The following is a 26,677-nucleotide window of genomic DNA, read 5'->3' on the forward strand; positions in this document are numbered from 1 at the left end:
ATTGCCTACTTCTTTATTTTTTAATTTTTGCGTATCTTAGTTCTGGACTAGAACCGATAATGAACTGAACACCAGATACTGATGGTTTTTGTAAATATGAAGCACTTGGGAAAATAATTGGGATTAATGGTGAATCTGTAAACATAATATCTTCCGCTTTATGCAATAAGTCAAAACGCTTATCTTCGTTTTGTTCAACTTTTGCTTCTTTTACTAAAGCGTCAAATTCTTTATTATGCCATTTTGCATAGTTATTCGGACCATCACCTGCATATAAATCTAGTTTAGTAATTGGATCTAATAAAGAGCCGCCCCATCCCATATAAGCTAATTGGAAATCACTTTGCTTGTATGTGTCGATGTAACTCTTCCACTCTTTATTTTCTAATTTAATATCTACGCCAAGATTTTTCTTAAACATTTCTTGCATTGCTTCTGCTACTTTTTTATGTTGTGTATCTGTAGTGAATTTTAATGTTACTTCAGGTAATGTAGACCACCCTTGTTCTTTCATACCTTCTTCTAATAATTTTTTCGCTTCTGATGGATCAAATTTAACGTAATCACCTTTTTCTTTACGGAAATCACGACCACTTTGTGTTTTTGCTCCTTCTGGAACGAATGCATATGCTTCTTGCGCATTATTTTTATACAGTTTTTCAACGATAAATTTACGATCAACCGCTAATGAAAATGCTTTACGTACTTTCGCATTTGTAAACGGCTCTTTTTCTACGTTAAACGAATAAATATAAGATGAGAATCCTGCAACACGCTTATATTCTTTATTTCCTTTTTCTTTTTCAATCATCTCTTGTGGTAAACCACTTAGTAAATCTAATTCTTTTGATTTAAATAATTGATACGCTGTTTTAGAGTCTGGAATAATACGAAACTCAATTTCTTTTAATGTTACCTTTTTATCGTAGTATTCTTTATTTTTTTGTACTGTAATAGCCTGGTTATGCTTCCATTCTTTTAATGTGAATGGTCCGTTCGTAATTAACTCTTTTGGATCTGTTTTTAATTTATTATTATCATCAATTGATTTTTTAGATAATGGAATGAATAATGAACTTGCCAATTTTTGTTTAATAGAAGACACTGGGTGCTCAAGTGTTACCTTTAATGTTTGAGGATCAATGACTTGAATGCCAACTTGTCCTTCTTCACCTTTTCCAGTATTGTATGCCTCTGCCCCTTTAATAAAATACATTTCTGTTGCATTCATAGAACCCGTTTTCGGATTTAATAATCGCTTCCATGCAAATTCAAAATCATTTGCTGTAATAGCAGAACCATCTGACCATTTAATATCTTTCTTTAAATGAATTGTATACTCAGTTCCATCAGCATTTACTTCTTCTTTCTCTGCTAATTCATTTTGATATTTCCCATCACTATCTTGCGTATATAAGCTTGAGAATAAATGTCCAATTACATAACCTGAAGTACTATCTGTCGCAATAGCGGAATCAAGTGTATATGGATCGCTACCAATATTCGTTACTAATCGATCTCCTTCTCCCTTACCAGCACTCGCCTTTTGCGTCTCTTTCTTACCGCAAGCGACAGAAGTAATTGCTAAAACAGTCATAATGACAAACAGTAAAAACTTCTTCATCCTACATTCTCCTTTAACCCGAAATTTTTGGTGTTGATGCTAACAATGTTTTTGTATAAGAATGTTGTGGATTACGGAAGACTTCGTCCGTATTTCCAAATTCAACAAGTTCTCCTTTGTATAAGACAGCTACTTTTTCACATAAATAGTGAACCATCGGTAAATCGTGCGCGATGAATAAATATGTATAACCTTGTTCTTTTTGGATTTTTTGCAGCAGATGTACAATTTGAATTTGCAATGAAACATCTAATGCTGAAATTGGTTCATCAAGAATTAATACTTCTGGCTCACACAATAACGCTCTTGCAATAGCAATTCGTTGACGTTGTCCTCCGCTAAATTCGTGCGGATAGCGATCAATATATCGTCTATCTAATCCCACACGTTCTAGCGCATCACCTGCTACTTTATCCTTTAATCCTTTATCACCTAAACCGAATGAAATATAACCTTCCGTTACGCTATCGTGTACTTTCCAGCGCGGATTTAACGCTGCTGTGGAATCTTGAAAAATAAACTGTACTTTCTGTAAGAAATCACGTTTATGAGCTGCCTTCAACTTGTGAACAACTTGACCGTTATAATCAATTTCACCAGACGTTGGGCTCTCGATCCCAGCTATGAGCTTACCAAGTGTTGTTTTTCCTGAACCACTTTCACCAATAATGCCAAGTGTTGTTCCTTTCGGAATAGAAAGTGATATGTCTTTTAACGCTGTGATTTCTTTACTTTTACTTCCATACGTTTTCGTTACTTGCTTTATAGTAATTAAATCTGTCGTCATGAGGCATTCACCTTCTCTTTTGATTTTGCTTTATTATGCTCTAGAACATGTTGCCAACAATGTGAACTATGCTCCTTAGAATATGTGGTTCTCTCTGGAAAACGATGAATACATTCTTTTATCGCTACTGGACAACGATTTACAAAAGGACAACCAAAGCTATTTAATGTTTCAATGGAAGGTGTCGTTCCTTCTATAGCACGTAATACCTTTTCAGAATCATCCATATTCGGAATTGCTTGTAGTAAGCTTTTTGTGTATGGATGTTTAGGGGAACCTATCACTTCCTCTATCGTTCCTTTTTCAACGACACGTCCCCCGTACATAACAACTACTCGATCAGCTACTTCACGTACAAGTGCCAAATCATGTGTAATTAATAAAATACTCGTATTTTGTTTTTCTTTTCTTTCTTTTAATAGCCCCATAATTTGTTTCTGAATCGTTACATCTAACGCTGTTGTCGGCTCGTCTGCAATTACAAGCTTTGGATGACAAGCAAACGCAATTGCTAAACAAATACGCTGCCTCATACCTCCGCTTAATTGATGTGGGTACTGTTCAAAGCGTTTCTCTGCTTCATGTATCCCTAAACCTGTTAACAAGTTAATCGCAATTTCCTTCGCTTCTCTTTTCGATTTTTTCCCATGTTGCAAAACTACTTCTGTAATTTGTTTGCCTACCTTCATCGTTGGGTTTAAAGATGAAAGCGGATCTTGAAATATAAAGGAAATATCTTTTCCGCGAATTTGATTCCATTCTGACTCTTGTAAATTCGTTAATTCCTTTGCTTGGAAAGCTATATTCCCATCATCGATATGAATTGATTCTTGATTCAAGCCGATAATGGATTGTGCTGTGACACTTTTTCCCGAACCACTTTCTCCTACAAGCGCAACTATTTCACCTTCGCTAATAGAAAAGGAAACATGCTTCACAATTGCTTGTTTACTATTCTCTTTTTCAACGGCTAACGTTACGTTTTCTAAAGATAAGATTTGTGCCATGTTTTTTCTCCTTTCGATTCCGTTTGACGATTTTTGGATCAATCGCATCTTGCAAACCATCACCAATTGCATTAAATGCGAACATAATGAGAGCAATCATGATTGCTGGGAAGAATAGCTGCCACCATTCTCCGCTCAATAATGTCCCAAGTGCATCATTCGTCATCGTCCCCCAGCTTGCTGCCGGTGATTGCACTCCTAGTCCGATAAAGCTTAAAAATGATTCTGAGAAAATAGCTGCTGGAATTGTAAATGATAAATTTACGATAATAATGCCTGTTAAGTTCGGAATTAAATGCCCGTATATAATTTTCATATGTGATGTACCTAATCGCTCCGCTGCAATAACAAACTCTCTTTGTTTTAAAGATAAAACTTGCGCCCTAACGAGACGTGCCATACCAATCCATCCTGTTAATGCAAGGGCGATGATAATGGTAAAAAGACCTGGTTTCATAACAATTAATAATAAAATAACAATCAATAAATACGGGATACCGTATAACACTTCGATTCCTCGTATAATCCACTCATCAATTAATGTCCCAAAGCGATTGCGCCCTCTCACATATCCACTAAATCCTCCAATTAGCACACCAAGTCCTATATCAAGAGCAGCTGCCACTAATCCAACTGTTAATGAAATTTTCCCGCCAGCCCAAGTACGTGCCCATATATCTCTTCCCAAATCATCTGTTCCGAACCAATGCTCACTACTAGGTGGTAAGTTTGTGGCCTCTTTTACTTGTTCACTCGCAGTAAATGGCGTTAAACTTTCACCAACAAGCGAGAAAACAATAATGAGTAATAACGTCACTGATCCTAAAACTGCGATTGGATTCGATATAAACTTACGAAACACTTCTTTCTTTCTGCTAATTTTTTGCTGATCTTTATTTATCGTTAATTCTTTTTTCTCTTCTTTCGTTAATAACTGTTCATTAATCTCATAAGCACCCATTTAAATATCCCCCCTCCTTATGTAATAGAACGAATACGCGGATCAACAATGCGATGAATAATATCTGTAATGAAAATACAAGCAATTAATAATGCACTATAGAAAATCGTTGTTCCCATAATCACCGGATAGTCTCGGTTAAAAATACTATCTACAAAATATTTTCCTAGGCCAGGAATTGAAAAGATTTTTTCAATAACGAAAGTCCCTGTTAAGAGTCCAGCCATTAACGGTCCAACAAATGTAAGTACTGGAACAATCGCATTTCGAAGAGCGTGTCTTATAATAATCTTCTTAATTGGTATACCTTTTGCTCTTGCTAGCTTAATATAATCACTCTGCAGTACTTCGATCATATTAGAACGAACAAACCTTGTAATAACTGCGATTGGCCCTAACGCTAATGCAAAGGATGGCAATACCGTATGTTCGAATGTTCCCCAAGAGGCTACTGGTAAAAACTCAAATTGGATAGCGAATACTTGTATAAATAGTGGCGCTAAAATAAAACTTGGAATAGAAATACCTAAAATTGCGAGCAAACTCACACTATAGTCAATTACTCTCCCATGATAGAGAGCAGCAAATGTCCCTGCCGCAATTCCTACTAACAATGAAATAACAAGTGCTTGTAGACCAATAATTGCTGATGGACCAAAGCCAGTTGTTATAATTTCTGATACACCTTGCCCGGTTGATTGAACAGATTCACCAAAATCAAAATGAACTACACCGTCTAAATAAGCAACATATTGATTCCATAACGGTTCATCAAGGTGATACTTCGCTCTCATGTTTTGGATCACTTCTTCAGGAAAGATTTTTGCATCTGATGAAAATGGATCTCCCGGAATAATATGCATAATTAGAAATGTCACTGTCGTAATAACCCATAGTGTAAACACCATAACCGATAATTTTTTAATTACATACACTTCAATAACCCCCTAAACACATGAATTTACTTTGTTTTATGGATGTACTTTTTCCATTACTTCCTTTTCTCTTTTTAGAATACAAAAAGCCTTGATCTTTAAAAATAAGATCAAGGCTTAACAAACAAAGGCCCATCACTTATCTTTCAAGACTTGCTTGCTGGAATTAGCACGGTGTTCCTATTACAGAACCCGCTGCTGAGGTGTCATAGGGCCAGTCCCTCTACCTCTCTGGATAAGTAAATTGCTATATTATTATTTGGTTCAAATTGTATATTTCGAATTATAATTCTGAAAAATTGAAAAGTCAATCAAATTGGATAAATTTAGAAAAATCAGTTTTTAATTCATTTATCGAAATTACAGTTTTCGGCTTATAATAAAAAGAAATAATGTTAAAGGAGTTATAAGATGGACCCCTTACTTCTTGCTACTATAGGATTACCCTTAACAATCGTTATACTTGTCATCATCGGCTCCTATAAACTCTTTATTAAAAAGAAACGTATTACTTCTTTTTATACTCCTTTCGATAATATTACCGGGCAAACTATTTCCGAATTTCACGAAGAACAGAAAATATTAGTATCTGAGGATGAAGACGGAGATGGCAAGAAGAAAAAATAACCCTGCACAGGCAAGGTTATTTTTTCGTTTCTGCTTGAAAACGTTTATAGTATGTCGATGCTGTTGCAAAATTAATTTCTATATCACGAATCAACGATGAATCTTCTTCTTTAGCTAACTTCTGTAATTTTTTCATCGCTTGTTCTGATTCATTCAAGAAACCAACATATACCTCATGTTCTTGCTCTTTCGACTTCGGAACACGAATTTCTTTACGTATATGATCAATATCTTCTAACATGCTCGTTGTTACCTTTTGCACGTCTTCTTTATATGTAGCATTCGTTATTTCCTTACCGCCCTTTTCTTTTGCCACTTCAAATAACTGGAGTGCTTTATTAATTTCTTTATTCATTTTTATATCGTATTTTTCATGTACTGCAAGGTATTCTTTCATCTCTTCTGTTTGTTCAGTAGATTGCTCTACCTTTTCTTTCGGTTCTTTCGTATCTTTATTTCCATTACATCCTGCTAGAAGGATCATACTTCCCATTACAGCAATACCCAAAACCTTCTTCATCTCTTCTTCTCCTTTTATCTACAGCTATTACTCGTTATAGTTTCTTTTATCTCCACTTGTTATTATACCGAGAACTCCCTACTTTTTACACTTAAGACGACATCGTAATATATATACCAACATGTTTGTCACAGTATCGTCACTTTATACAAATAACTTTTGCAATGCTTTACTACATCACCTTACAAAACTGTAAGCACACATAAAGAACAAACCATGCTAGACTTACATATGCATAACGCAAACATATGTAAGGTTTTAAGGAGAATCATCTATGTACAACACAATGCCTTTTATGGGAGAAGATATTCGTGTCCTTATTCGCGAAAAATCACTTCATATCGAAAATACAGAGAGCCTTCGCCGCGTATTAAAGAAGAAGCATGCTCCATTTAAGTTAGCTCAATATTTAAAACAACAACATACAAATCAATTTCATACCGTGCTAAATATATCGGATAAATCATTAACAATCGAAATCATCGGTCATGTCTACATTGGAAACTTTGCAGATACCTTAAAGGAAATCCCACGTATACCGAAGATTGCTCCTATTATCGTTAAAAAAGCGTATAAAATTACTGACCATACCGATATTATCGACTGTGGGGAAAAAGAAGTCGATAGTAATCGCTGGGTGTGGGATAAACTTGCTGTTTTATATGATACGATCATGAATAATATGTATGAGGTATTTCAAAGAAATGAAAAAAAGAACTAATTCAAACATTCCCTTTGAATCAGTTCTTTTTTGTTAAGCCTCTAAATTTTGTCTTTGTTGCAGTTCAAACTGCTTCTCACTTCTTCTGGCCATAAATAGATAACATAATACTGCTCCTACTTCACAAAGCGCAATAACAACACCCATCGGTAACGCTGTATTACTCCCACCAATACCTACTAGCGGAGCGACAAGCGCTCCTGAAATGAACTGTAATAAGCCTAATAAAGCTGACGCTGTTCCTGCAGCTTGCTTCTGATTTCTCATCGCTAATGAGAACCCAGTTGTTGATACAACCCCGACACTTGATACAACAAGGAATAACGAACATAAAACACCGATTAAACCTATTCCTAGTACGATTGTCAGTAGTAAAGATAGGCCACCAACAGCTGCGATAATAATACCAGCAACAAATAATGTCTTCTCATTCACTTTCCCCGCTAAACGACCCGTTACCTGACTAGCAATAATAATACCGATGCCGTTAATCGCAAAGAATAAACTAAATTGCTGTGGTGATGCTCCGTATATGTTCTGCAACACAAATGGTGAGCCCGAAATGTATGCAAACATTGCCGCTGTTACTAATCCTTGTGACAATGCATATCCCATAAACAGACGGTCCTTTAACAATTTTCCGTACGTCGCCAAAGTCCCTGACAAACCACCCGTTTCTCTTTCTTCAGGAGGTAATGTTTCACGCAATACAAAAGTAGCTGAGATTAACATGAATACGCTAATTGCTCCAAGAACGATGAAAACACCGCGCCACGTTGTAAACTGTAATAATTGCCCCCCAATAATCGGTGCCAAAATAGGTGCTGCTCCGTTTACTAACATAAGCAGTGAGAAAAACTTCGTCATTTCAGAACCTGAGTACATATCACGTACCATTGCACGTGATATAACAATCCCGGCTGATCCTGAAGCTCCTTGTAGGAAGCGCAATAATACTAATGTCCAAATAGATGGCGCAACAGCACAAAGTAAAGAAGAAGCAACATAAATAATAAGAGCAATAATAAGTGGTTTGCGTCTTCCGTAAATATCGCTAATTGAGCCAACAAATAATTGTCCTACTGACAGCCCAAGCAAACAAGCTGTTAATGTAAGCTGCGCTAGGGATGCACCTGTTTGCAAATCATCCGTTAACTTCGGTAATGAAGGCAAATACATATCAATAGATAATGGCCCAATCGCCGTAAGTGTTCCTAATACAAGAATCATCCATAACCTGTTTGCCTTTACAGGTTTGTATATTTCGTGATTAACTTCATTCACTTTTTCAATTCACCCTTTCCTATACACACTGAATCGTAACAATTATAGTTACATCATAAACATACGTCAAGTACAGCGCATTTTCCTCTTTCATAATGTAAAAAAAAGCGATAGAAATTCTATCGCTTTACTTTTTCACATTGCTATTCGTAAATTTAGATACCGAGGCCATCGTCTCTCCTGTATCTAAATATGTAATTTGAATTGGGTCTCCTACTTCTGTAAACATAGCATACGGGAATTTCTTCACTGGTATCATAAATACCTTTTGTTCATTCTCTAAAAGTACGTACACGATTGTATTTTCACCTGATTTCTCTTTATATACACGTTGTACAATACCTTCTTTTTGCGCTTCTTTTCCTGTTGAGGTTGGTCTAAAGGTATCACCATTACCGCTCATTACGTTTTTATAATTCTCAAGCGCTTCTTTCTGCGTCGAACCTGTCGCAAATATTTTTGCATTAGCAGCATATACAACTGTATGTGCACGTACTAGGCCTCCGTCATCAACAACCGGAATAATCCAAGCTGGTTTTCCGTATACGTTATAAATGACAGGCATTGTCCCATGCCATTTCTCTCTCTTAAAGGAATTATCCACTACTTCTGTAGCTGCTGAACCATCCATAATCCCCTTCACTTCTTTTCCATTATAGTAATATAGCTTGCCTGTGCGTGCATCTACTAATGAATAGCCTAGGGCTGAATCTACTCCTTCTTTTGGAGAAGTAAAGTCTGTAAAATAATACAGTGTTCCATCTTTACCAAAGATCGGGGTCACGCCTTCTTTCGTTCCCCACTCAGTCGGAATTTTCATATCTGTTTGTGAGAATTTCGTATTCCAAAATCCGTGAATATATTTACCAAAGTACGTATTTAACGTAGATGCAGTCTCATGATTTAATACACCATCAACAAATTTAGGTGCCTTTCCTTTATCATATCTTTTCACTTCACCTGTTTGTGCATCTACTACGACAACACCTTCTACCTCAAATCCAGATCTTCCTGAAATAAATTCACCATACGTCATTGTATAATATGGTTTTCCTTTATCATCAACCTCAAATTTAGGTTTTCCTTTAAAGATTAAATTTGGTTCTGCTTGCCTTACCACACGCTCTAAATTATTACCAAAAAACATGCTTGGCACATATTTCATTTTATAACCGAGGTGCAGTTTCGCTTCCGCATCAGGATTCGTACCTGACATCGTTACATACCCTGGAATTGTCTCAGCTTTACGCGCTTTAAAAAATCCTGAAACTTCAATCGGCGCTACATATAAAGCTTCGCCGTTTACCATTTGTGGCGTTAATTCTCCTAGCTCAAAATAAGCTACTTTCGGAATATCACCAAATACTTTTTTCATCTTATTCTCCGCTGTCTTTGGCGGCACTGTAAACGGCTGATCATTTTCAGTAAATGGCTCTGAAATATCTTTCTCTATCTTAACAACAGAATCATATTTCTTTTGCGAGATTACTATATCGTGCAAATAACCAAAGTAGCCGTAACTTGCGAGTAAAATAAACATTAGAAGTCCTTTTAATGTACCTTCTAATTTCCCTATTTGATCTTGTGAAAATAAAACAAGCCCAATTAAAATTGCTACTGCAACAGAATAATGAGTAAGAATCGAGTCTACTCGATCATCAATTAGCCAAAAGTATTCATAGATTGCAATACCTATCCAAAATAAAACAGGAATAACTAAAATAGATGATTTCTTACCCTTTACAACCTTCTTATCTCCCTTCTTATCCACTGCTCGAAGCTTACTACTACTTCTTGTCCATGGAATCAAAAACAAAGTAAGAATAGCTAAAACTACAAATTTCATCAAAGGCACTGTCCCCTTTTCTTTTGTATTCCCTTTTAGTATAACAAATAAAGGGTATTAAGGTGAAAATAGGAATAGTTATATTTTTTTACTACTTAATACAATCCCGCTCACTACATATAGAATAGATGCAATATAAAAAATTGTACCAATCGTAAAGAAATCTACTAAATATCCCGTGGCAATAACCGCTACTGCTCCGCCAATGGATGTCCACACATGGTATTTTCCAATCTCATAACCAGCCTTTTCCTGCGCAACCTTTCGTGCTAATGAAGTCTTCTCAGTATTACGCTGCACAGCACCTAAAACTCCCATTACAATTTGAAGAATATACACATGCCATACTTCCGTGGCAATCGGAAAGCAAAGCATTAAGATTGCCATGGACCAAGCGTATATGATTAATAATTTTTTATCACCTACTTGATCAGATACCTTTCCCACTAGTGGATATACAAGTGCTGATGTTAAAGCAAATAAGCCATACGCCCAGCCAAATTGCGAGAAGCTATTTCCAACGTTTCGAAGTAATAATATATAAAAAGGAAATACCATACTTCCTGCCATCATGATAATACTTTGCGAAGCCACAAATCTTCTATATGTCATTTCGTATACTCCCTATAAAATAAATTAACAAATCTCTCTTCTGAATCTACTTCCTTCTTTTTCTTGAGAAATTCTTCAATACGAGGATATGCCCTTTTTAACTGCTCTTTCGTTGGATAAGAATAGTACGGCAAATAGTAACTACCGTTATGCTTTAAAGTAACATCAATCATCTTCCGAATGACATCCTCTGTTTTCTTTATCTCACTCTCTGAGCGTCCCTGGTTAATCAAAAGAACCAGCGCAAACATATCATCTTTCGCATAGGACAAAACTGCATTTTCATTCTTTTCCACGTAACGAATCGTAATGTTGAGTAAATTAAACTCTTCTTCATTTAATGCGTTACGTAAATCATCTATATACTCCGTGAAAGCATCTATAGGCACAAAGTATTCTTGTAACACTTCGGTCCTATTTGGATTTTCATATTCCATAAAAGCACTATCTGATCTCATAACATTATTACGCGTCTCATACTTTCCATCTGTACGTTCAAAATAACCTCTTTGTATATCCCAAAATGTATTCTTTCCCCAATCACTATAACGTGATAACCCAAGTAAAAATTTAGGTGCAGCTATAATATTTTCTTCCTTTAATTCACTGTACTCTTCTCTCATATTTTGATTTTGTGCCAAAGTATAATCCGTCACATACATCTCTTTTAAAAATGAATTTGGAGCAACAGAAATACGCGCTAAGTGCATACGAACATTCTCATCTCTTTTCACTTTCTCTTTGAAATAAGATGCGTATTCTTTATAATCTATCATTCTCGTGTGCATTTCATATAATTCATCATCTGTTAACTTCAGCGTCACATCTAAAATAACTCCAAATAAACCGTAACCCCCAATGACATATGGAAATAACTCTGCATTTTCTTCTCTACTTACATTACGTATCGTACCATCTGCCATTAACAATCTAAATGAATCTACTGTATCAATTAGTGCCTCATGACGAATATCACGCCCATGTACATTTACACTTAATGAACCACCAACAGTAAAAATATTTTGAGACTGCATGACCTGTACCGCAAGGCCATATGGATTTATTTTCTTCTGAATATTATTCCACGTGACACCACTTTGAACTGTAATTCGCTTCTTCTCTGGATCAAATTCTAATATTTTATTATATCCTTTCATATCGAGCATCGTGCCATTCGGATAATATGTCTGTCCTCCTTGGCTATGTTGCATGCCTGCAATGGAAATTTTCTCTCCTGAAACTTTTGCATCTCGCACTAATTTTATTAACGAGTGCTCTTCCGTAGCACTTTCAACACGTTTTATTTTTGTCGGAAGCAATTTACCTACATCACTCATAATAGGATGATCAATTTGTTTTTTATACGTATGTACAGACGTTGCAAGCAAAACCGTATATGCGACAATGACCACTGCTATCTTTCTTTTTTTCAAAGGACACTCTCCTTATTAGCAACAAAAAGAGATACCCGTTCTTTCAGGTACCTCTCTTGACAGTGATTACTTTGCTGCTGGCAATTGTATTGGATCAAATTTATCATACGATGTAAACTTCGCATCCGTAATAATGTGCGCTTTATCCTCACCATTGCTACTCATAACCATATCTATCTTTGCTGATTCATATTTAAAATCTTTTGTAATAATATATTCTCCATCTATTTCTTCTATCTTTGCATTTTGGCCTTGTAGCATTTGTTTCTGCTTTTCATCCATACTAGCTAACATACTCTCTGTCTCTTGCCCTTTTAATGCAAACTTCAGCTTATAATTATCTCCACTTTTCTCCATCTTCACTTTATTTAAAATTTCCGATGGAATCTCTAAATTATCTACCATTCCTTGAGTCGCATTCATTCCGTTAGCATTTAATTGTTCCTCTGGTACAGACATCACTTCACCCGTATTAGGATTTTTCAACTGACCAGCAATTTTGCCACCCACATCATAAACAACAACCTCTGTACCAGAAACATTCATTTCAGAACGAGAATTTTTTTGCTTCGGCTCTAATTGCATTTTGGCCTTTATTACATTCATCTCTGTTCCTTCAGCCTTTATTCCCACATCATATGTCATCGTTACATTTTCTTCGTTTTTAAAAGCTTCATTCGCTTTATTGAAAACATCCTTCGCTGTTAATTCCTTTTCTTTCTGCACAGCTTCTTTTTTCGGCTCATCAGTCTTTTTTGTTTTCTCATTACTACACCCTACTCCTAGACCGACTGCAAGTACTAAACTTGAAATTAAAATAATTTTTTTCATAACGTCCCCTCCTTCCCAAAAATAATATCATCTCTTTTCCTATGAAATCTATATAATTCGTAATATTCTTCTTTAAATTTATTTCCTATATAGCAACATGTTTGAGAAAAAGTTTAAATATGATGTAAATAATAACAACTCATTTCAGGAGGTCATTATGAAAGCTATTATTTGCACAAAGTATGGACCACCTAATGTTCTCCAGCTTCACAATATAGAAAAGCCTAAACCTAAGAAAAATGAAGTATTAGTTAAAATTCACGCAACAAGTGTATCGACTGGAGATTGTAGAATACGTGGCTTTAATAGCCCCCTCTTATTTTGGATTCCTATGCGGATCATATTAGGTTTCAGAAAACCGAGAAAACCTATACTTGGCGTAGAGTTATCTGGTGAAATCGAAGACATTGGATCAGATGTAACACAATTTAAAAAAGGAGATCCAGTTTTTGCATTAACAGAACTAAACCTTGGTGGTTATGCGGAATATACATGCGTGCATGAAAGTGGATTAATAGCATTAAAACCTACCAATGTGACATATGAAGAAGCTGCCGTTATTCCTTTTGGCGGAACTTCAGCATTGCACTTCCTTAGAAAAGGACAGATAAAAAAAGGGCAACAAGTACTTATATACGGCGCCTCTGGGTCAGTAGGGACAGCTGCCGTACAGCTTGCTAAATACTTCGGGGCGACTGTCACAGCCATTTGTAGTAGTTCGAATTTCGATTTAGTAACAGCTTTAGGGGCAGACAACGTAATTGATTATATGAAAGAAGATTTTACTAAGCGGGGCGATCACTACGATATTATATTTGACGCAGTTGGAAAATATAAAAAGTCTCTTTGTACAGATGCATTAATGCCTAATGGAAAATATGTATCTGTGAACGGAATGATGGCAAAGGTCAGTAAAGAAGATATGAACCTACTAAAACAACTAGCTGAAACAGAAAAGCTAAAACCTGTTATTGATAGAACTTACCGATTAGAAGAAGTTGTAGAAGCCCATACGTATGTAGAAATGGGCCATAAGAAAGGAAACGTTTCAATTACCTTAAAATAAAATATATTCTGAAAATACCATTGACAATTTTTTTTGTACGATTTACTATTAGTACCATATTCAAAACTACATACACATACTCTTATCAAGAGTGGCGGAGGGACTGGCCCGATGATGCCCGGCAACCGAGCTTATGACGTATAAGCTAAGGTGCTAATTCCTGCAAAACGAGTTTTCGTTTTGGAAGATAAGAGAGGAATCTATTTCGTCTATTCGGCACCTCTCTTATTTTTGGGAGGTGCTTTTTATTTTGGAACGTATATGAAGGGGGATTTATAGATGAAAAAGGTATTATTAAGCATTGTAAGCGGAGCAGTATTATTATTAGGCGCATGTAGCGTGAGTTCAGATAAAGAGGTAAAAGCATTAGACGAGAAAAAGATTACTGTCGGTGTAACAGGTGGGCCGCATGAACAAATTTTTGAAAAGGTAAAAGAAGTTGCCGCAAAAGATGGCCTCGAAATTGATATAAAAGTATTTAATGATTATGTAGCGCCAAACGTATCTTTAGATGAAAAAAGCCTTGATGTAAATAGCTACCAAACAAAATCGTATTTAGATGTATTTAAAGCTGAACGCAATATGAAATTAGCTGAAGTATTTTCAACAGTAACATTCCCTATGGGCGTATATTCTAAAGATATAAAAGATGTAAAAGACTTAAAAGACGGCGATGCAATTGCTGTACCAAATGACCCAACGAATGAACTGCGAGCTTTAAAATTATTTGAAAAAGCAGGGGTTTTAAAAGTTGATCCAAAGGCTACAGAAAAAGCGACTGCAAAAGATGTAATTGAAAATCCAAAAAAATTAAAGATTGTCGAATTAGAGGCATCTCAATTACCAACGCAACTAAGTGAAGTGAAAGCAGCTGCAATTAACACAAACTTTGCATTAGGTGCAAAATTAAGTCCAGCGAAAGATTCTATTTTCCGCGAAGGAAAAGATTCACCATATGTGAACTGGGTCGTTGTTCGTACTGAAAATAAAGATGATGCCGTTGTAAACAAATTAAAGAAAGCTTATCAATCTAAAGAAGTAAAAGAGTTTATCGAGAAAAAATTTGATGGTTCAGTTTTACCATCTTGGTAGGAGCTGACGATAATGATTGAATTAAAAAACATATCCAAAGTATTTTCAACAAAAAAAGGGACTGTTGAGGCTCTTAAGTCTACTTCCCTTAAAGTAGAAAAAGGCGAAGTATTTGGAATCATTGGGTATAGCGGCGCTGGTAAAAGCACATTGATTCGATGTGTAAATTTATTAGAAAAACCAACGACAGGAAATATCATTGTAAACGAACAAGACTTAACAACGTTATCGACAAAAGAACTAGCAAAAGCGAGACAAAAAATCGGAATGATCTTTCAAGGATTCAATTTACTTAAAACTGTTACCATCTATGAAAACATTGCATTACCTTTACGCCTTGCTGGCATTCCAAAAGCGGAAATTAAAAAAAGGGTAGAAAAATATTTACGCATTGTCGATCTTTTCAATCGAAAAGATGCTTATCCAAGTGAACTTTCTGGCGGTCAAAAACAGCGCGTTGCAATTGCACGTGCACTATCACATGAGCCTGAAGTGTTATTAAGTGATGAAGCAACGAGCGCTTTAGATCCAGAAACAACTGATTCTATTCTTGATTTGTTATTAAAGATTAACGAAGAAATTGGAATTACGATTTTACTCATTACACACGAAATGAACGTTATCCAACGTATATGCGACCGCGTTGCCGTTATGGAACATGGATCTGTAGTCGAAAGCGGGACTGTGAAAGATATTTTCACAAACCCACAACATGTAACAACGAAGAAATTTGTAAATAGCGCCTTTGCAGCTAAAATTCCAGAAGAGGTACAGAAAGAACTACAGAATACTGGAGAAATTGTAACACTTTCATTTATTGGCACTACTTCAGGTGAACCTGCCTTAGCTGTTGCCACAAAACGTTTCCAAGTGTATCCGAATATTTTATCCGGTAATATTACGCAGTTAAAACATGAAGCATATGGGAAACTAGTCGTTCATATGCAAGGAGAACAAAATGAAATCCACCGTGCTTTATCATTTTTACAAGAGCAAGGAATCATCGTAGAAGGAGGTAGAACAGATTATGGGAAACAAGTCCTTTTTGGATGAATGGGGTAAAGTCATATGGGAAGCCACAATTCAAACCTTTCAAATGACATCTATTTCATTACTCATCTCACTCCTTATTGCACTGCCACTTGGCGTCACACTTGTTTTAACGAGACCTGGTGGGCAGCGTGAAAATAAAATCATCTATCCTATTCTTAATACAGTTATTAATATCATTCGCTCTCTTCCATTTATCATTCTATTATTCTTCATCTTACCTTTTACAAAGTTTCTAATGGGAACATCCATTGGCGTGCAAGGTGTTATCGTACCACTTGTCGTCTTCACAGCTCCCTATATCGCACGTTTAATGGAGACAGCCTTACTAGAAGTAGATCGAGGGGTTATTGAGGCCTATCAAGCGATGGGAGTCTCTACTATAAAAATCATTTGGCACGTCATGGTTAAAGAAGCTCGTCCCTCCCTTGTACTTGGATTAACAATTGCAACGATTGGCTTAATCGGCGCAACAGCAATGGCTGGTCTTGTAGGTGCTGGCGGGCTAGGGGACTTAGCATATCGCTTCGGACATTTACGCTATGAACCTGAAGTAATGTATGCAACCGTCTTTATTCTAATTATCCTCGTTCAAGGATTACAGTCTTTAGGTAATGGGGTTGCACGAAGACTGAAGAAAGATTAAAAAAGAAGGTATCTCACCAGGGTGAGATACCTTCTTTTTATCTTTTAAATCCGCCTTCTGAATGAATAACTTGCCCCGTAATCCACTCAGCTTCTTCACTTACTAAAAATTTAATGAGTCTAGCTGCATCTTTTGGCTCACCAATTCTGCCAAAAGGAAACATCGGCTTTAACCCTTGTTTTATCTCTTCAGTCATCCATCCTGTATCGGTTGGTCCTGGATTAATTGCATTCACTGTTATTCCTAATTGAGCTACTTCTGCTGACAACGTACTAGTAAGAGCATCAATAGCTCCCTTCGTTGTCGCATAAGCTAGTTCTCCTGCCATAGGACCTTGAAATTGCCCCGAAGTCATATTAACAATTCTACCACCAGATTTCTTATCAAATCCTCGGGCAAATTGACTACTGAGCAATGTAGTCGCACGAATATTAACCATATAATGCTTATCTAATTCTTCAGCAGTCAACGTAGAGAAATCATTATTCGTAGAATATGCTGCATTATTAATTAATATATGAGGGTACCCTAATTGTTCAGTAACTTTATTTAAAAGCTCTTTCGGTGCATCATTCCGAGTTAAATCTAACTCCATGCTCAATACTCTAACACCTTTTTGTAATAGCTCTTCTTTTAATTGTATTTGTTCATTTTTATCAACGCCCCAAGGCATCTCTTTATCATAATCCGTCCAATACGTAAAAAATATATCGTATCCTGCCTCAGCTAATTCTTTACAAATCGCTGCTCCTATACCGTCTAGACGACTTACGCCTGTAACAACTGCTACTTTATTTTTTAATTGGTTCATCATATACTCCTCCAAGTTTAAAGGACGCATATTTTATATAAGAGATATAAATTTCCCCACCTAGACCTCTGTCCTTACAAAAGGGATGTACAAGCCAACTATGCAGTCCTTGCATGATTTACAAATAGCTAAATAAACCCTCACTTATGAGAGAAAAATTCATCTATCCAATTTCTAATCATTACAAGTTCATCCACATATCGAGTCCTTGTCTCCTTTCCATATATCTCTGTTTCTATCATACCAATATGATGTACTATTTCAAATGATAAAAAAATAAAAACCAATATTCCATTCCAAACTTCTATCGAATTTATTATATTATAATATAATAAATAATGAAAATAATCAGAAAAATACTGGCAAATATTGACTAACCTTCTTATAATAAAACGTGGGGCTAATGTGAGAATTTAGTTTTAAACAAATAGGGGGAAGAAATATGTCAAAAAAATTACTTTCTTTATTTTCTGCAGTAATCGTAGCAGCTTTTGTAATAACCGGCTGTGGTCAAAGCGATACGACAAATAAAGAACAAAAAGAGAATGCAACAAAAGAAAGCAAAACGGAAAAAACAGATACAACGAAAGAAAGTAAACCTACTGAAAAAAAATCCGAAGATAAAAAAACTGAAGATAAAAAGCCTGAAAATACAGCTACTGGATCAAGCGACTACTCTAAGCTGATTTCCTATATGGAAAAAGAAACAGGTGGTAAAACAAAAGTTCTTTTTGAAAATAAAGAACCACAAGTCTATAAAGCTGAAGATGTTTCAGTATCAATGAATAGTTACACATTAGTTGAATTAAATGGATTCCATACAAACTTCGATATTCCGTTTAATCGTCAAACAGAAGGCGGAGTTATTCTTGTGAACTACAGCGTAAAAAATAGTTCAGCTAAAGATATTTATTATATGCCAGCATTGGACATGTCATTTACTGGCGCGCAGAAAGCATATAGTAACTATAAAGATTTAATTCCAAAAGAAGATCAGCTCCCAACTAAACTTGCTCCAACGAATGATTACTTAGTAAAAGCAGGAGAAACTATTTCTGGTTATATCGCTTATCCATTCGGAAAAGATGATCTAGCGAAAATTTCAAGTCTCTCAACAGTCTCAGTCACAGTCCCAACTGCACAAGCTAATAAAGGAAAATTTGATGCTCCAATCGGAAATCCTGGAAGCTTTTCATTAAGTTTAAACAAACAGGGTGCTGAAAAAGTTGCAACAGATAATACTTTCTACCAAGATAAAGCTACAGCTAATAACATGGGCGATAAAAAAATGTTAAAAGAGAAATCAAGTATTAATAACAATCAAGAATTAGGCGCTGTTAATGTTACATTAGACGGATACCAATTCACTCAATTCACACCAAATTCCGTCGAAGCTCCACGCTTTGCAAATTTTAAAAACGGTCTTGTTCTGTTAACAGTAAAATTCAAGCTTGATAACAAAGATGCTCAAGACGTTTCACTGTCTCCTATAAGCTCTACATTGAGAGTGAATGATGGTACACAATATACGATTAATGAAGGTATGCTATTAAATTATGACTATAATGCTTCAGTCAAAACAGGAACATCTGGAGAGTTACTACAAGTATATATTTTAGATCAAGAGCAGTATGAAAAGATTTGGAAAGACAAAAGCTTTGAGATTGAGTTAGGACCTATGAGAAATAAAGAAGCTAAAGATATTTCACAAGGTAAAAAAGCTAAATTTACATTACCTAAATAAATTAATAAATATATAATAGAAAAGGCATATAACATATGATTGTTATATGCCTTTTTCATTTTATAAAAACACCATTTTTGTTCACACTTTATCCATTGTGAATTTTTTCACAATGGATATATAATAAACATGTAAATAGAATATTGGAGGGATTTCAATGGTTATCAATTTTTTAAGAACTGATAAACGTGCTGCTTTCATATTATTATTTTTACGATTTTACATAGGATATGCATGGCTCGCTGCTGGGATAGGTAAAGTTTTCGGACAATCTTTTGATGCAAGTGGTTTTCTAAAGGGCGCTATCGCTCAAGCATCAGGTGACCATCCTGCAGTACAAAGTTGGTGGGCAGATTTTCTTCAAAATTTTGTTCTTCCAAACGCAGACCTATTTAGCTTTTTAGTTCAATGGGGAGAAATTTTAGTAGGTCTAGGTTTAATTTTAGGCGGATTAACAAAAACAGCTGCATTTTTCGGAATCATAATGAATCTTTCATTTTTATTAAGCGGAACTGTTAGTGTAAACCCAAATCTGCTTATTTTAACTATGTTCATTTTAGTTGCAGGGCAAAACGCTGGACGTATTGGATTAGATGACTATGTTTTCCCTAAACTTTTCCGTAAAAATAACCACGGAACATATAAATTAAGTAAAACTGCGTAGTAACAGTTTACTTTTAAAATATAAATAAGAAAAAGAGCCTGAGTATAGGCTCTTTTTCTTATTTATCCTAATTTAAACTTTTAACGAGCCACGAAAACCTCTGGCAGCATAGTAAGAGTCTGCTCCATTGTGGTACACGAAAACATGTCCGAAGCGATAATCGCAAAATAGAGCACCACCGAGTTCTCGAATATCTGAAGGTGTTTGTACCCAACTTGATGATTTCATGTCAAAATCCCCAAGTTGTTGCAATTCCCGATATTGTTCTTCCGTTAATAGTTCAATGCCCATAGCATTTGCAACATCAATAACATTATTTTCTGGTTTATGTTTTTTTCTTGATTCTAACGCTTCAAGATCATAACAAAGACTTCTGCGGCCTTTAGGACTCTCCTTTGAACAATCATAGAAAGTATATTCGTCCTTTTCTTCATCATAACCGACAACATCCGGCTCACCGCCAGTTACTTCCATTTCGTTAAGTGACCATAATTTTTCAGCATTAGCTTCTATCTTAGCTTCAACCTTAGCCCATTCAAGACCTTCATGGCGGTTCATATTTTTCTCAAAACGAGCTTGCAATACTTTCAATAACTCTTGACGTTTTTCTACTAGTAAGTCATTTTTATTTCCTGTCATATTAGTCCTCCCTGATGTGTGTACAGATATTAGTTTAAGTATATATTTTATAATAAATCATCTCAAGATGAAGACCGTTTCAGCCTTATGTCTTGTACAAACATCCATTATAAAGTTCTAAAACCCTCCATACTTTCTCCAAGAATATAGTGTGAAAACCACATCAAATTCTGCTTCATAATAGCTACATTCATTCCCGGCTGATTAGGACTATATGCCATTCCTTTAAATATAATTAATTCTGTATCCACTTCCATATCCATTAATCCTTGATATAGATCATATGCATTTGTAATTGGAATTCTTGCATCCTTTTCTCCATGCTGAATTAAGGTAGGCGTACAAGCTGATTCAATATACGTCATAGGTGATGTCTTCGTATATATCTCTGGATCATCCCATGGAGTATTTCCTAAATACATTCTAATAAAGTAAGGTATATCTGTATTTACATAATGGGTACTCCAGTTAGTGATTCCACCGCCAACTGAAATAGCTTTAAATCGACTACTAAATGTAGAACAGAAAGCTGATACATATCCACCGTTGCTCCATCCCATAACTCCTACTCTATCCTTGTCTACCATCCCTTTTTCTACTAGTTCATCCACTCCAGATATAACATCATCGTAGTCAGCAATCCCCTGTTTTCTATAGTTAGCTTTTAAAAATTCATTACCATAACCTGAACTTCCTCTGTAATTTGGTTCTAAAACGATAAAGCCTTTTTCAACAAACTGTTCAATCGGATATTTCTCATTGAAGCAGTCTGAAAATATCGGAAAAGATGCCCAAGCCGGACCGCCGTGAATTACTACTAATAAAGGATATTTTTTATTTATATCAAACTCTACTGGGGTGGATATAACCCCTTCTATTTCAAGACCATCACTACTTTTCCATGAGATGATTTCCCTGTTACTTTTAAGTTTCCCTTTGAAAAAGCTATTTTCATCCGTTATTTTTTCATCGTCTAAATAGATTTCAAAGGTTTCATTTGTTATTGCCTTATTGTAGGATATATATTTGCCATCCTTTGTTATAGAAGCATCCATTATAAAGCCATCTACTTTTTCGCTTAGTATTTCCACAGTTCCATCTTCAGCTAGCAACCCAATAAGATAATTCGTTTTATTCTGCCATCTAATTAAAATCCCTTTAGCTGTCCACTGTAATGGCATAACCGTACTATCAAAATCTGTTAAAGGTTGAATTAGCTCTCCATTATGAATATCATATATCTCTAACGTACTATCTTGTATATAGTTTCTATAGTAATCCCTCTCTCTTATGCTTGCTGAGTAACAAATTTTGCTGCCCTCTGGAGAAAAGCAAACACTCCCTCCCAACAATTTATCCACATTCAGCTTTTGTAGCTCTCCAGCTTTAATATGGAGTATGTATAGATCTCCATTTATATAATCTGCCATATTTGAGCTTGGTGTCGCCATAAATACAACCTTTTTACCATCATTTGAAATATCAAATTCATGGATATGAAAATCCTTACCATCAGTTAATCGATAAACAACTCTGTTCTCGTGTTCATCTGTATCACTTTGTATCACCTTTTCTATTTCAATGTAATATAAACAATTATTCTGGTGTTCTTTACTTACATGATGGAAATCTCCATATAATTCCTTACGTTTCTTTATTTCCTCACATTCTTTTGACTGTGCAACATAATAAAAACCTTTACCAGCAGGATCCCATTTGAATGTACTAATTCCTTCCTTCTCATCAGTAATTTGAACCTCGCTATAACCATCTAGCGACTTAACAAATATCTGATTTTTCCCATCACCAACTGGACTAAGATATGCGATACACTTAGCATCCGGAGACCATAATGGGTGTGTACTATCTATATCCCCATTTGATAATGGGTAACTCTGCTTCTTATCTTTTTCATATATCCATACATGATTCCTATATGTATTGTCTTTCCAATCAGCCGTCTTCTTTACAAATGCTACGTTTTTACCATCATCACTTATGTTTGTACTTGATAAGGTTGGTAATGAAATAACCTCTTCTATACTTAGATATGTTTTTTTAATCGTTTTCATCAATATCCCCCCTGAAATGTCCATAAATCTCTCGTCTCTTTTTGTCGTAATCAAAGAAATTGTTCATGAATACTTAAAATAATAATGGAAAATTCAGATAAATAAAAGTGAATTCGATAAAGTAAAACTTTAATCTATAGGGTTCTATCCACTTACCAATTCTAGATGTTATTTTTCGACACAAAAATACCCCTTTAGATAAAATATCTAAAGGAGTATTTTTATAAATTTATTTTAAAGCTATAACTATATGTTGGTCTAGGATAAACTTCAATTAAAATTGTGCTATAAATGTTGATTTTACAATAGAAGAAATCCATCCATCTTGAAAAAAGACTAATCAAAATGGATGGATATAATTTTGTGAAGGAGTTATTTTTTATAAAAAAGTTTGATTAAAACTTACTTAGAATTCTTTGATAGAAACGTCGCATCTTTTTTTCAAAACATCGTGACTTTATTTCAAAACCACAGCATTAATTGTTGTATATGAAAAGGCAGCAAATCCCCTTCTCCCTCAGCTATTCTTCCTAAATTCATATACCTTCCTATGGTACCTATTTTATGAAGCCATTGGAAGCCAATGCCTAGGATTTCAAACAGTGTTCTTTTTATACCGCCGTGCTTTTCTCCCATTTTTACTGGTAACTTGAAAGGGACCCGCTAAACACTGAAACAGGATGTTGGAACATACAAAAAAGTGCGGTGTGTATTTTTTCAGATAAATCTGCACCCTAAATAGTTAATCTATATTTTCAATCCAAGTATAACTTAAAATAAAATGTGAATATGAATATATTTAATATATCACTTACTTCTTAAAAAAACGGTTAACCCACAGCATTATCCCAATAGCTAATACTACAAAGAAAGATTTTTTTACATTATGTTCTTTAAATACTCCCTCTTGAAGTTTCATAGAATTATTTAAATTATCAACAACAGTCACATTTTGTAGATCTTTGTTATTTCCCTTCGAATTATCTTTCGCATTTGCTAGTACTTCCCCTGATTCCATAGGTGATTTTTTAATATGTGATGCCGTAAGCTTTTCATATATAAGATTAACAATTACAGAAAAAAATACTAACTGTAAAAGAAAACTTATTAGCATTTCTATTAACACAATAATTCTTAAATATCCTTTTGGGGTAACATCACCATATGAACCCCCAAAAAATGTTGTACCACTAAAATAAATGAAATCAAAGAAATAATTATCAAAACCACCATTTGGCCCTAATGAAAGATGTGTATTGGTTTTAGTCGTTTCAAATGAAATTTGTTGACCGGTGATAAAATTATACTTTGCTACGTGAACATTAGATGGATTATCAAAACACATATATACACTAGCAAAATAATAAATAACAATAGCACAAATACCAATAATGAATTGAATTAGAAATATAATAGACATATTACTTTTATACGCCAATATAAATTTTAATAAGTATACTGCAAGATATATAGTAAATAGTGATATTAACACTAAAAACAAAATCATTATATCACGATTAAAAAATTTAATTATATTGATTAAACTTATTAAGCCTATCAATGATAAAAATATATTTAAAAGATACATTTTACCTGGTTTTTTCTTAATCATATATACAGATATAATTGTTACAATTGAATAGAATAATATAATGATTATAATTATATTATGTATGTTTTCTATTTGTGTATCACCCGATTTAGATACACCTTGACTTGAGTAGTTTATAGCCCATAAACCCAATTTATTATTTTTAGCATTATTTTGTGCGTTGACTAAATCTAGATCTACAGCACTTCCTTTTAAGTTATCGGCCAGTATAGCATATCCATTTAATAACAAAAATTCATTTATACTTATGTTTTCATTTCCATTGAGATAAATTAAATACGTATTATCATAAACTTCTTTTAAAAGAACTTCTTTATTTAAAAGTAATACTCCTAATTGATGCATCGCTTCATCTTTTTTAATTTCATTTTCAATATCGGTAACTAATTTGGGTTTACCTTTCTCATTACCAACAAATAATTCGTTTTTTTAACATATTCGGATTTAAATCTACTTAGATCATTATAGATCCCTTCTGAAATACCATATAAATCTACTTTTTTTTGTCCATTAATTTCAAATGTAGTTAAACTATTAATTTTTGTCACTTTAGCAGAGCTAGTCGTTGCAAAAACAGGATCCACACTCATAAAATTAATAAAAAAATAACAAATTAAAATTAACAAAAGATTTTTTTTAATATTTTCCACCCCATTTTATAGCATAACTTAAATCTAAATTTCACTTTAAAGCAAGGAATCTGATTCAATGTTTTAAAATATAACATATTAACTCAAGTCCCTTCTCATAGCACTATCATTGTCACATTTTAAGAAATCACTTAGAAATTTATAGTAGGTTTTTCAGAACATCCTAACTCGGCAATTTGCATAACTGATGTATATAAAACTTGGCTAATATAGGCCTCAGGTAAATCTCTGATTCTAGAATAATGTGAAAGCTTCCATCCTTGAGCTATTGCTCTTTGTCCATGGCTCTCACATGAAGTTATCACAGAATTTTGAGCATGTATCCTAGTAATTTCACCTGCTTGATACCTTTGTGTACTATTAGCAACTGCTCTATAAATAATTCCATATATTTGTGACACAGAAAAATGTTCTAGTAAATGTTCAAACACCCTAATTGTTTTTTCACCTGGATTAAACGAGTAACCAACCTTGTCCATTTGATATAACAGATATTGAAGACATTCATTTAAAGCGACTTTCTTCCACATGTCGAAACAAAATTCTTTGTAATTTTCATTAGAATCTAGACTTGGATACATTAATCGCTTTATCATCTCATCATAATCTAAATCATATGGTTCTATGTTGATTCTATAGTTGACTTTATAGATTCCATAAACAATTTCTAAATAATCATCTTCCTTATAAGTCACGTCAAAAGCATTTATATTAGATATCACGTGTGGAACTAGGATTTTTCTACCCGTCAGAGTTTTAATAAGTTCTATTTCAAAATCTTCCGTTGGAGCTAAATTACCTTTTACATCAAGTAAAGGTTCTATATACATAGTATTTTCTGATAACGAACTTCTTAAAATCATAGATAAATATAATCTATCTTCTAAACTTAATTCATTCTCCGGTTTTAGATTCCACTATCATCATAAAAACTAGCTATTGTTGCTTTTTTTCTTTCTATAATTTCTTTTTTTCTTTCAATTTCTTCTAACCGGGCCTTTTCCTTAATTTCTTTACAATGGGTACAATAACAGTATTGAGAATCTTCATGTCCACACTTTATACAATACTTCTTATGTGAGTTTATGTATGTAGACCATGACTTAGATTCCCATGGTTGCACCATTACTGATCCACAATAGACACACTCTTCCTCTGTAGCTACAGGAGGAAATATTGAATATAGTTGAGATGCACTAATCTTAATCTCATACTCTTCTAAAATATTTGCAACTTTCTCTCCATCATAATATTTTTTCATAAGATCAATAATTTGTTCTTGAGATAAGTGTTCCAAACGCTTATCAATACTAGAAAGTTCTAGTTTTTCTACTGTGATTTCCACTGCTCTCACTCCTTAAAAACAAAAACATCCGTTCACTTATTTTAATTATAAGCGAACGGATGTTGAACTTCCATATTTAAACAACTTTATTATTCGTT

The 26,677-nt window shown here is 34.5% G+C and carries 25 protein-coding genes and 2 riboswitches; of the genes, 8 read left to right on the forward strand and 17 right to left on the reverse strand.

The genetic code is table 11. The features are described from left to right. Nucleotides 1-13 precede the first annotated feature (13 nt). From BM089_RS27140 to BM089_RS27160, 5 genes are read right to left on the reverse strand one after another with little or no spacing between them, the layout of a single operon-like run. Nucleotides 14-1,624: a peptide ABC transporter substrate-binding protein gene (locus BM089_RS27140; RefSeq protein WP_090978583.1), complete on the reverse strand. Its 1,611-nt coding sequence runs from the start codon at nt 1,622-1,624 to the stop codon at nt 14-16. 13 nt (nt 1,625-1,637) lie between these two features. Continuing rightward, the gene (locus BM089_RS27145) at nt 1,638-2,411 is read right to left on the reverse strand and encodes an ABC transporter ATP-binding protein (RefSeq protein ID WP_000205645.1); all 774 of its coding nucleotides are present in this window, start codon (nt 2,409-2,411) and stop codon (nt 1,638-1,640) included. After that, nucleotides 2,408-3,418, reverse strand: coding sequence for an ABC transporter ATP-binding protein (locus BM089_RS27150; RefSeq protein ID WP_090978586.1), 1,011 nt, complete (start codon nt 3,416-3,418; stop codon nt 2,408-2,410). Before BM089_RS27150 ends, BM089_RS27145 begins: the two co-directional genes overlap by 4 nt. Beyond that, nucleotides 3,375-4,379 carry an ABC transporter permease gene (locus BM089_RS27155; protein WP_090978588.1) on the reverse strand — a complete coding sequence of 335 codons (1,005 nt, stop codon included), beginning with the start codon at nt 4,377-4,379 and terminating at the stop codon, nt 3,375-3,377. Before BM089_RS27155 ends, BM089_RS27150 begins: the two co-directional genes overlap by 44 nt. A gap of 17 nt (nt 4,380-4,396) precedes the next feature. Next, the gene (locus tag BM089_RS27160; protein WP_000289326.1) at nt 4,397-5,314 is read right to left on the reverse strand and encodes an ABC transporter permease; all 918 of its coding nucleotides are present in this window, start codon (nt 5,312-5,314) and stop codon (nt 4,397-4,399) included. Between the two features lie 136 nt (nt 5,315-5,450). Beyond that, nucleotides 5,451-5,556, reverse strand: a riboswitch (SAM riboswitch). A 169-nt stretch (nt 5,557-5,725) separates the two neighbouring features. On the opposite strand from BM089_RS27160, the gene BM089_RS27165 reads away from it, so the two are divergent. After that, entirely contained in the window at nt 5,726-5,941 is a 216-nt protein-coding gene (locus BM089_RS27165; RefSeq protein WP_000371395.1) for a DUF3951 domain-containing protein, read from the forward strand. A gap of 16 nt (nt 5,942-5,957) precedes the next feature. Here BM089_RS27165 and BM089_RS27170 read toward each other — a convergent pair whose 3' ends face one another. Beyond that, nucleotides 5,958-6,461: a hypothetical protein gene (locus BM089_RS27170; protein WP_000756523.1), complete on the reverse strand. Its 504-nt coding sequence runs from the start codon at nt 6,459-6,461 to the stop codon at nt 5,958-5,960. 274 nt (nt 6,462-6,735) lie between these two features. On the opposite strand from BM089_RS27170, the gene BM089_RS27175 reads away from it, so the two are divergent. Beyond that, entirely contained in the window at nt 6,736-7,182 is a 447-nt protein-coding gene (locus tag BM089_RS27175; protein ID WP_000282869.1) for a hypothetical protein, read from the forward strand. Between the two features lie 33 nt (nt 7,183-7,215). Here the strand turns inward: BM089_RS27175 and BM089_RS27180 are convergent, their stop codons facing one another. The 5 genes from BM089_RS27180 to BM089_RS27200 all read right to left on the reverse strand — a co-directional run bounded on the left by BM089_RS27180 (nt 7,216) and on the right by BM089_RS27200 (nt 13,188). Then, nucleotides 7,216-8,475 carry a multidrug effflux MFS transporter gene (locus BM089_RS27180; protein ID WP_223266695.1) on the reverse strand — a complete coding sequence of 420 codons (1,260 nt, stop codon included), beginning with the start codon at nt 8,473-8,475 and terminating at the stop codon, nt 7,216-7,218. A gap of 118 nt (nt 8,476-8,593) precedes the next feature. Next, nucleotides 8,594-10,312 carry a DUF3981 domain-containing protein gene (locus BM089_RS27185; protein ID WP_069354754.1) on the reverse strand — a complete coding sequence of 573 codons (1,719 nt, stop codon included), beginning with the start codon at nt 10,310-10,312 and terminating at the stop codon, nt 8,594-8,596. Nucleotides 10,313-10,390: 78 nt separating this feature from the next. Next, the gene (locus BM089_RS27190; protein ID WP_000222367.1) at nt 10,391-10,924 is read right to left on the reverse strand and encodes an MFS transporter; all 534 of its coding nucleotides are present in this window, start codon (nt 10,922-10,924) and stop codon (nt 10,391-10,393) included. Beyond that, nucleotides 10,921-12,357: an FAD-binding oxidoreductase gene (locus BM089_RS27195; RefSeq protein WP_139213341.1), complete on the reverse strand. Its 1,437-nt coding sequence runs from the start codon at nt 12,355-12,357 to the stop codon at nt 10,921-10,923. The genes BM089_RS27190 and BM089_RS27195 overlap by 4 nt, the downstream gene beginning before the upstream one ends. Before the next feature lie 66 nt (nt 12,358-12,423). Beyond that, nucleotides 12,424-13,188: a DUF6612 family protein gene (locus BM089_RS27200; protein WP_090978590.1), complete on the reverse strand. Its 765-nt coding sequence runs from the start codon at nt 13,186-13,188 to the stop codon at nt 12,424-12,426. Nucleotides 13,189-13,345: 157 nt separating this feature from the next. Here BM089_RS27200 and BM089_RS27205 point away from each other — a divergent pair, with 157 nt between their 5' ends. From BM089_RS27205 to BM089_RS27220, 4 genes are all read left to right on the forward strand, one after another. Continuing rightward, on the forward strand, nt 13,346-14,254 hold the full coding sequence (locus tag BM089_RS27205; protein ID WP_090978592.1) for an NAD(P)-dependent alcohol dehydrogenase: 909 nt from the start codon (nt 13,346-13,348) through the stop codon (nt 14,252-14,254). A 79-nt stretch (nt 14,255-14,333) separates the two neighbouring features. After that, a riboswitch (SAM riboswitch) is annotated at nt 14,334-14,448 on the forward strand. Between the two features lie 85 nt (nt 14,449-14,533). Then, nucleotides 14,534-15,346 (forward strand): MetQ/NlpA family ABC transporter substrate-binding protein, encoded by an 813-nt coding sequence (locus BM089_RS27210; protein WP_071731286.1) that lies wholly within the window; start codon nt 14,534-14,536, stop codon nt 15,344-15,346. A 12-nt stretch (nt 15,347-15,358) separates the two neighbouring features. Next, nucleotides 15,359-16,399: a methionine ABC transporter ATP-binding protein gene (locus tag BM089_RS27215; protein WP_016084002.1), complete on the forward strand. Its 1,041-nt coding sequence runs from the start codon at nt 15,359-15,361 to the stop codon at nt 16,397-16,399. Next, nucleotides 16,374-17,042 (forward strand): methionine ABC transporter permease, encoded by a 669-nt coding sequence (locus tag BM089_RS27220; RefSeq protein ID WP_061660792.1) that lies wholly within the window; start codon nt 16,374-16,376, stop codon nt 17,040-17,042. The genes BM089_RS27215 and BM089_RS27220 overlap by 26 nt, the downstream gene beginning before the upstream one ends. A gap of 37 nt (nt 17,043-17,079) precedes the next feature. Here the strand turns inward: BM089_RS27220 and BM089_RS27225 are convergent, their stop codons facing one another. Then, the gene (locus BM089_RS27225; RefSeq protein WP_002094237.1) at nt 17,080-17,856 is read right to left on the reverse strand and encodes an SDR family oxidoreductase; all 777 of its coding nucleotides are present in this window, start codon (nt 17,854-17,856) and stop codon (nt 17,080-17,082) included. A gap of 439 nt (nt 17,857-18,295) precedes the next feature. On the opposite strand from BM089_RS27225, the gene BM089_RS27230 reads away from it, so the two are divergent. Both BM089_RS27230 and BM089_RS27235 read left to right on the forward strand, forming a co-directional pair. Next, nucleotides 18,296-19,597 (forward strand): DUF5068 domain-containing protein, encoded by a 1,302-nt coding sequence (locus BM089_RS27230; RefSeq protein ID WP_000038602.1) that lies wholly within the window; start codon nt 18,296-18,298, stop codon nt 19,595-19,597. A 157-nt stretch (nt 19,598-19,754) separates the two neighbouring features. Further along, nucleotides 19,755-20,261: a DoxX family membrane protein gene (locus BM089_RS27235; RefSeq protein ID WP_061660795.1), complete on the forward strand. Its 507-nt coding sequence runs from the start codon at nt 19,755-19,757 to the stop codon at nt 20,259-20,261. Between the two features lie 72 nt (nt 20,262-20,333). On the opposite strand, the gene BM089_RS27240 is transcribed toward BM089_RS27235, so the two are convergent. The 5 genes from BM089_RS27240 to BM089_RS31620 all read right to left on the reverse strand — a co-directional run bounded on the left by BM089_RS27240 (nt 20,334) and on the right by BM089_RS31620 (nt 26,579). Beyond that, complete coding sequence (locus tag BM089_RS27240; protein WP_000147403.1) at nt 20,334-20,900, reverse strand: DUF4256 domain-containing protein; 567 nt, start codon at nt 20,898-20,900, stop codon at nt 20,334-20,336. 107 nt (nt 20,901-21,007) lie between these two features. Beyond that, the gene (locus BM089_RS27245) at nt 21,008-22,972 is read right to left on the reverse strand and encodes a S9 family peptidase (RefSeq protein WP_139213342.1); all 1,965 of its coding nucleotides are present in this window, start codon (nt 22,970-22,972) and stop codon (nt 21,008-21,010) included. Between the two features lie 811 nt (nt 22,973-23,783). Beyond that, entirely contained in the window at nt 23,784-24,929 is a 1,146-nt protein-coding gene (locus BM089_RS27250) for a potassium channel family protein (RefSeq protein ID WP_090978594.1), read from the reverse strand. 436 nt (nt 24,930-25,365) lie between these two features. After that, nucleotides 25,366-26,097: a hypothetical protein gene (locus tag BM089_RS31615; RefSeq protein ID WP_254791369.1), complete on the reverse strand. Its 732-nt coding sequence runs from the start codon at nt 26,095-26,097 to the stop codon at nt 25,366-25,368. Between the two features lie 44 nt (nt 26,098-26,141). Continuing rightward, nucleotides 26,142-26,579 (reverse strand): hypothetical protein, encoded by a 438-nt coding sequence (locus BM089_RS31620; protein ID WP_254791370.1) that lies wholly within the window; start codon nt 26,577-26,579, stop codon nt 26,142-26,144. Nucleotides 26,580-26,677: the final 98 nt, after the last annotated feature.

The organism is Bacillus sp. 5mfcol3.1, from assembly GCF_900114335.1.
GTDB classification, from domain to species: Bacteria; Bacillota; Bacilli; order Bacillales; family Bacillaceae_G; genus Bacillus_A; species Bacillus_A thuringiensis_S.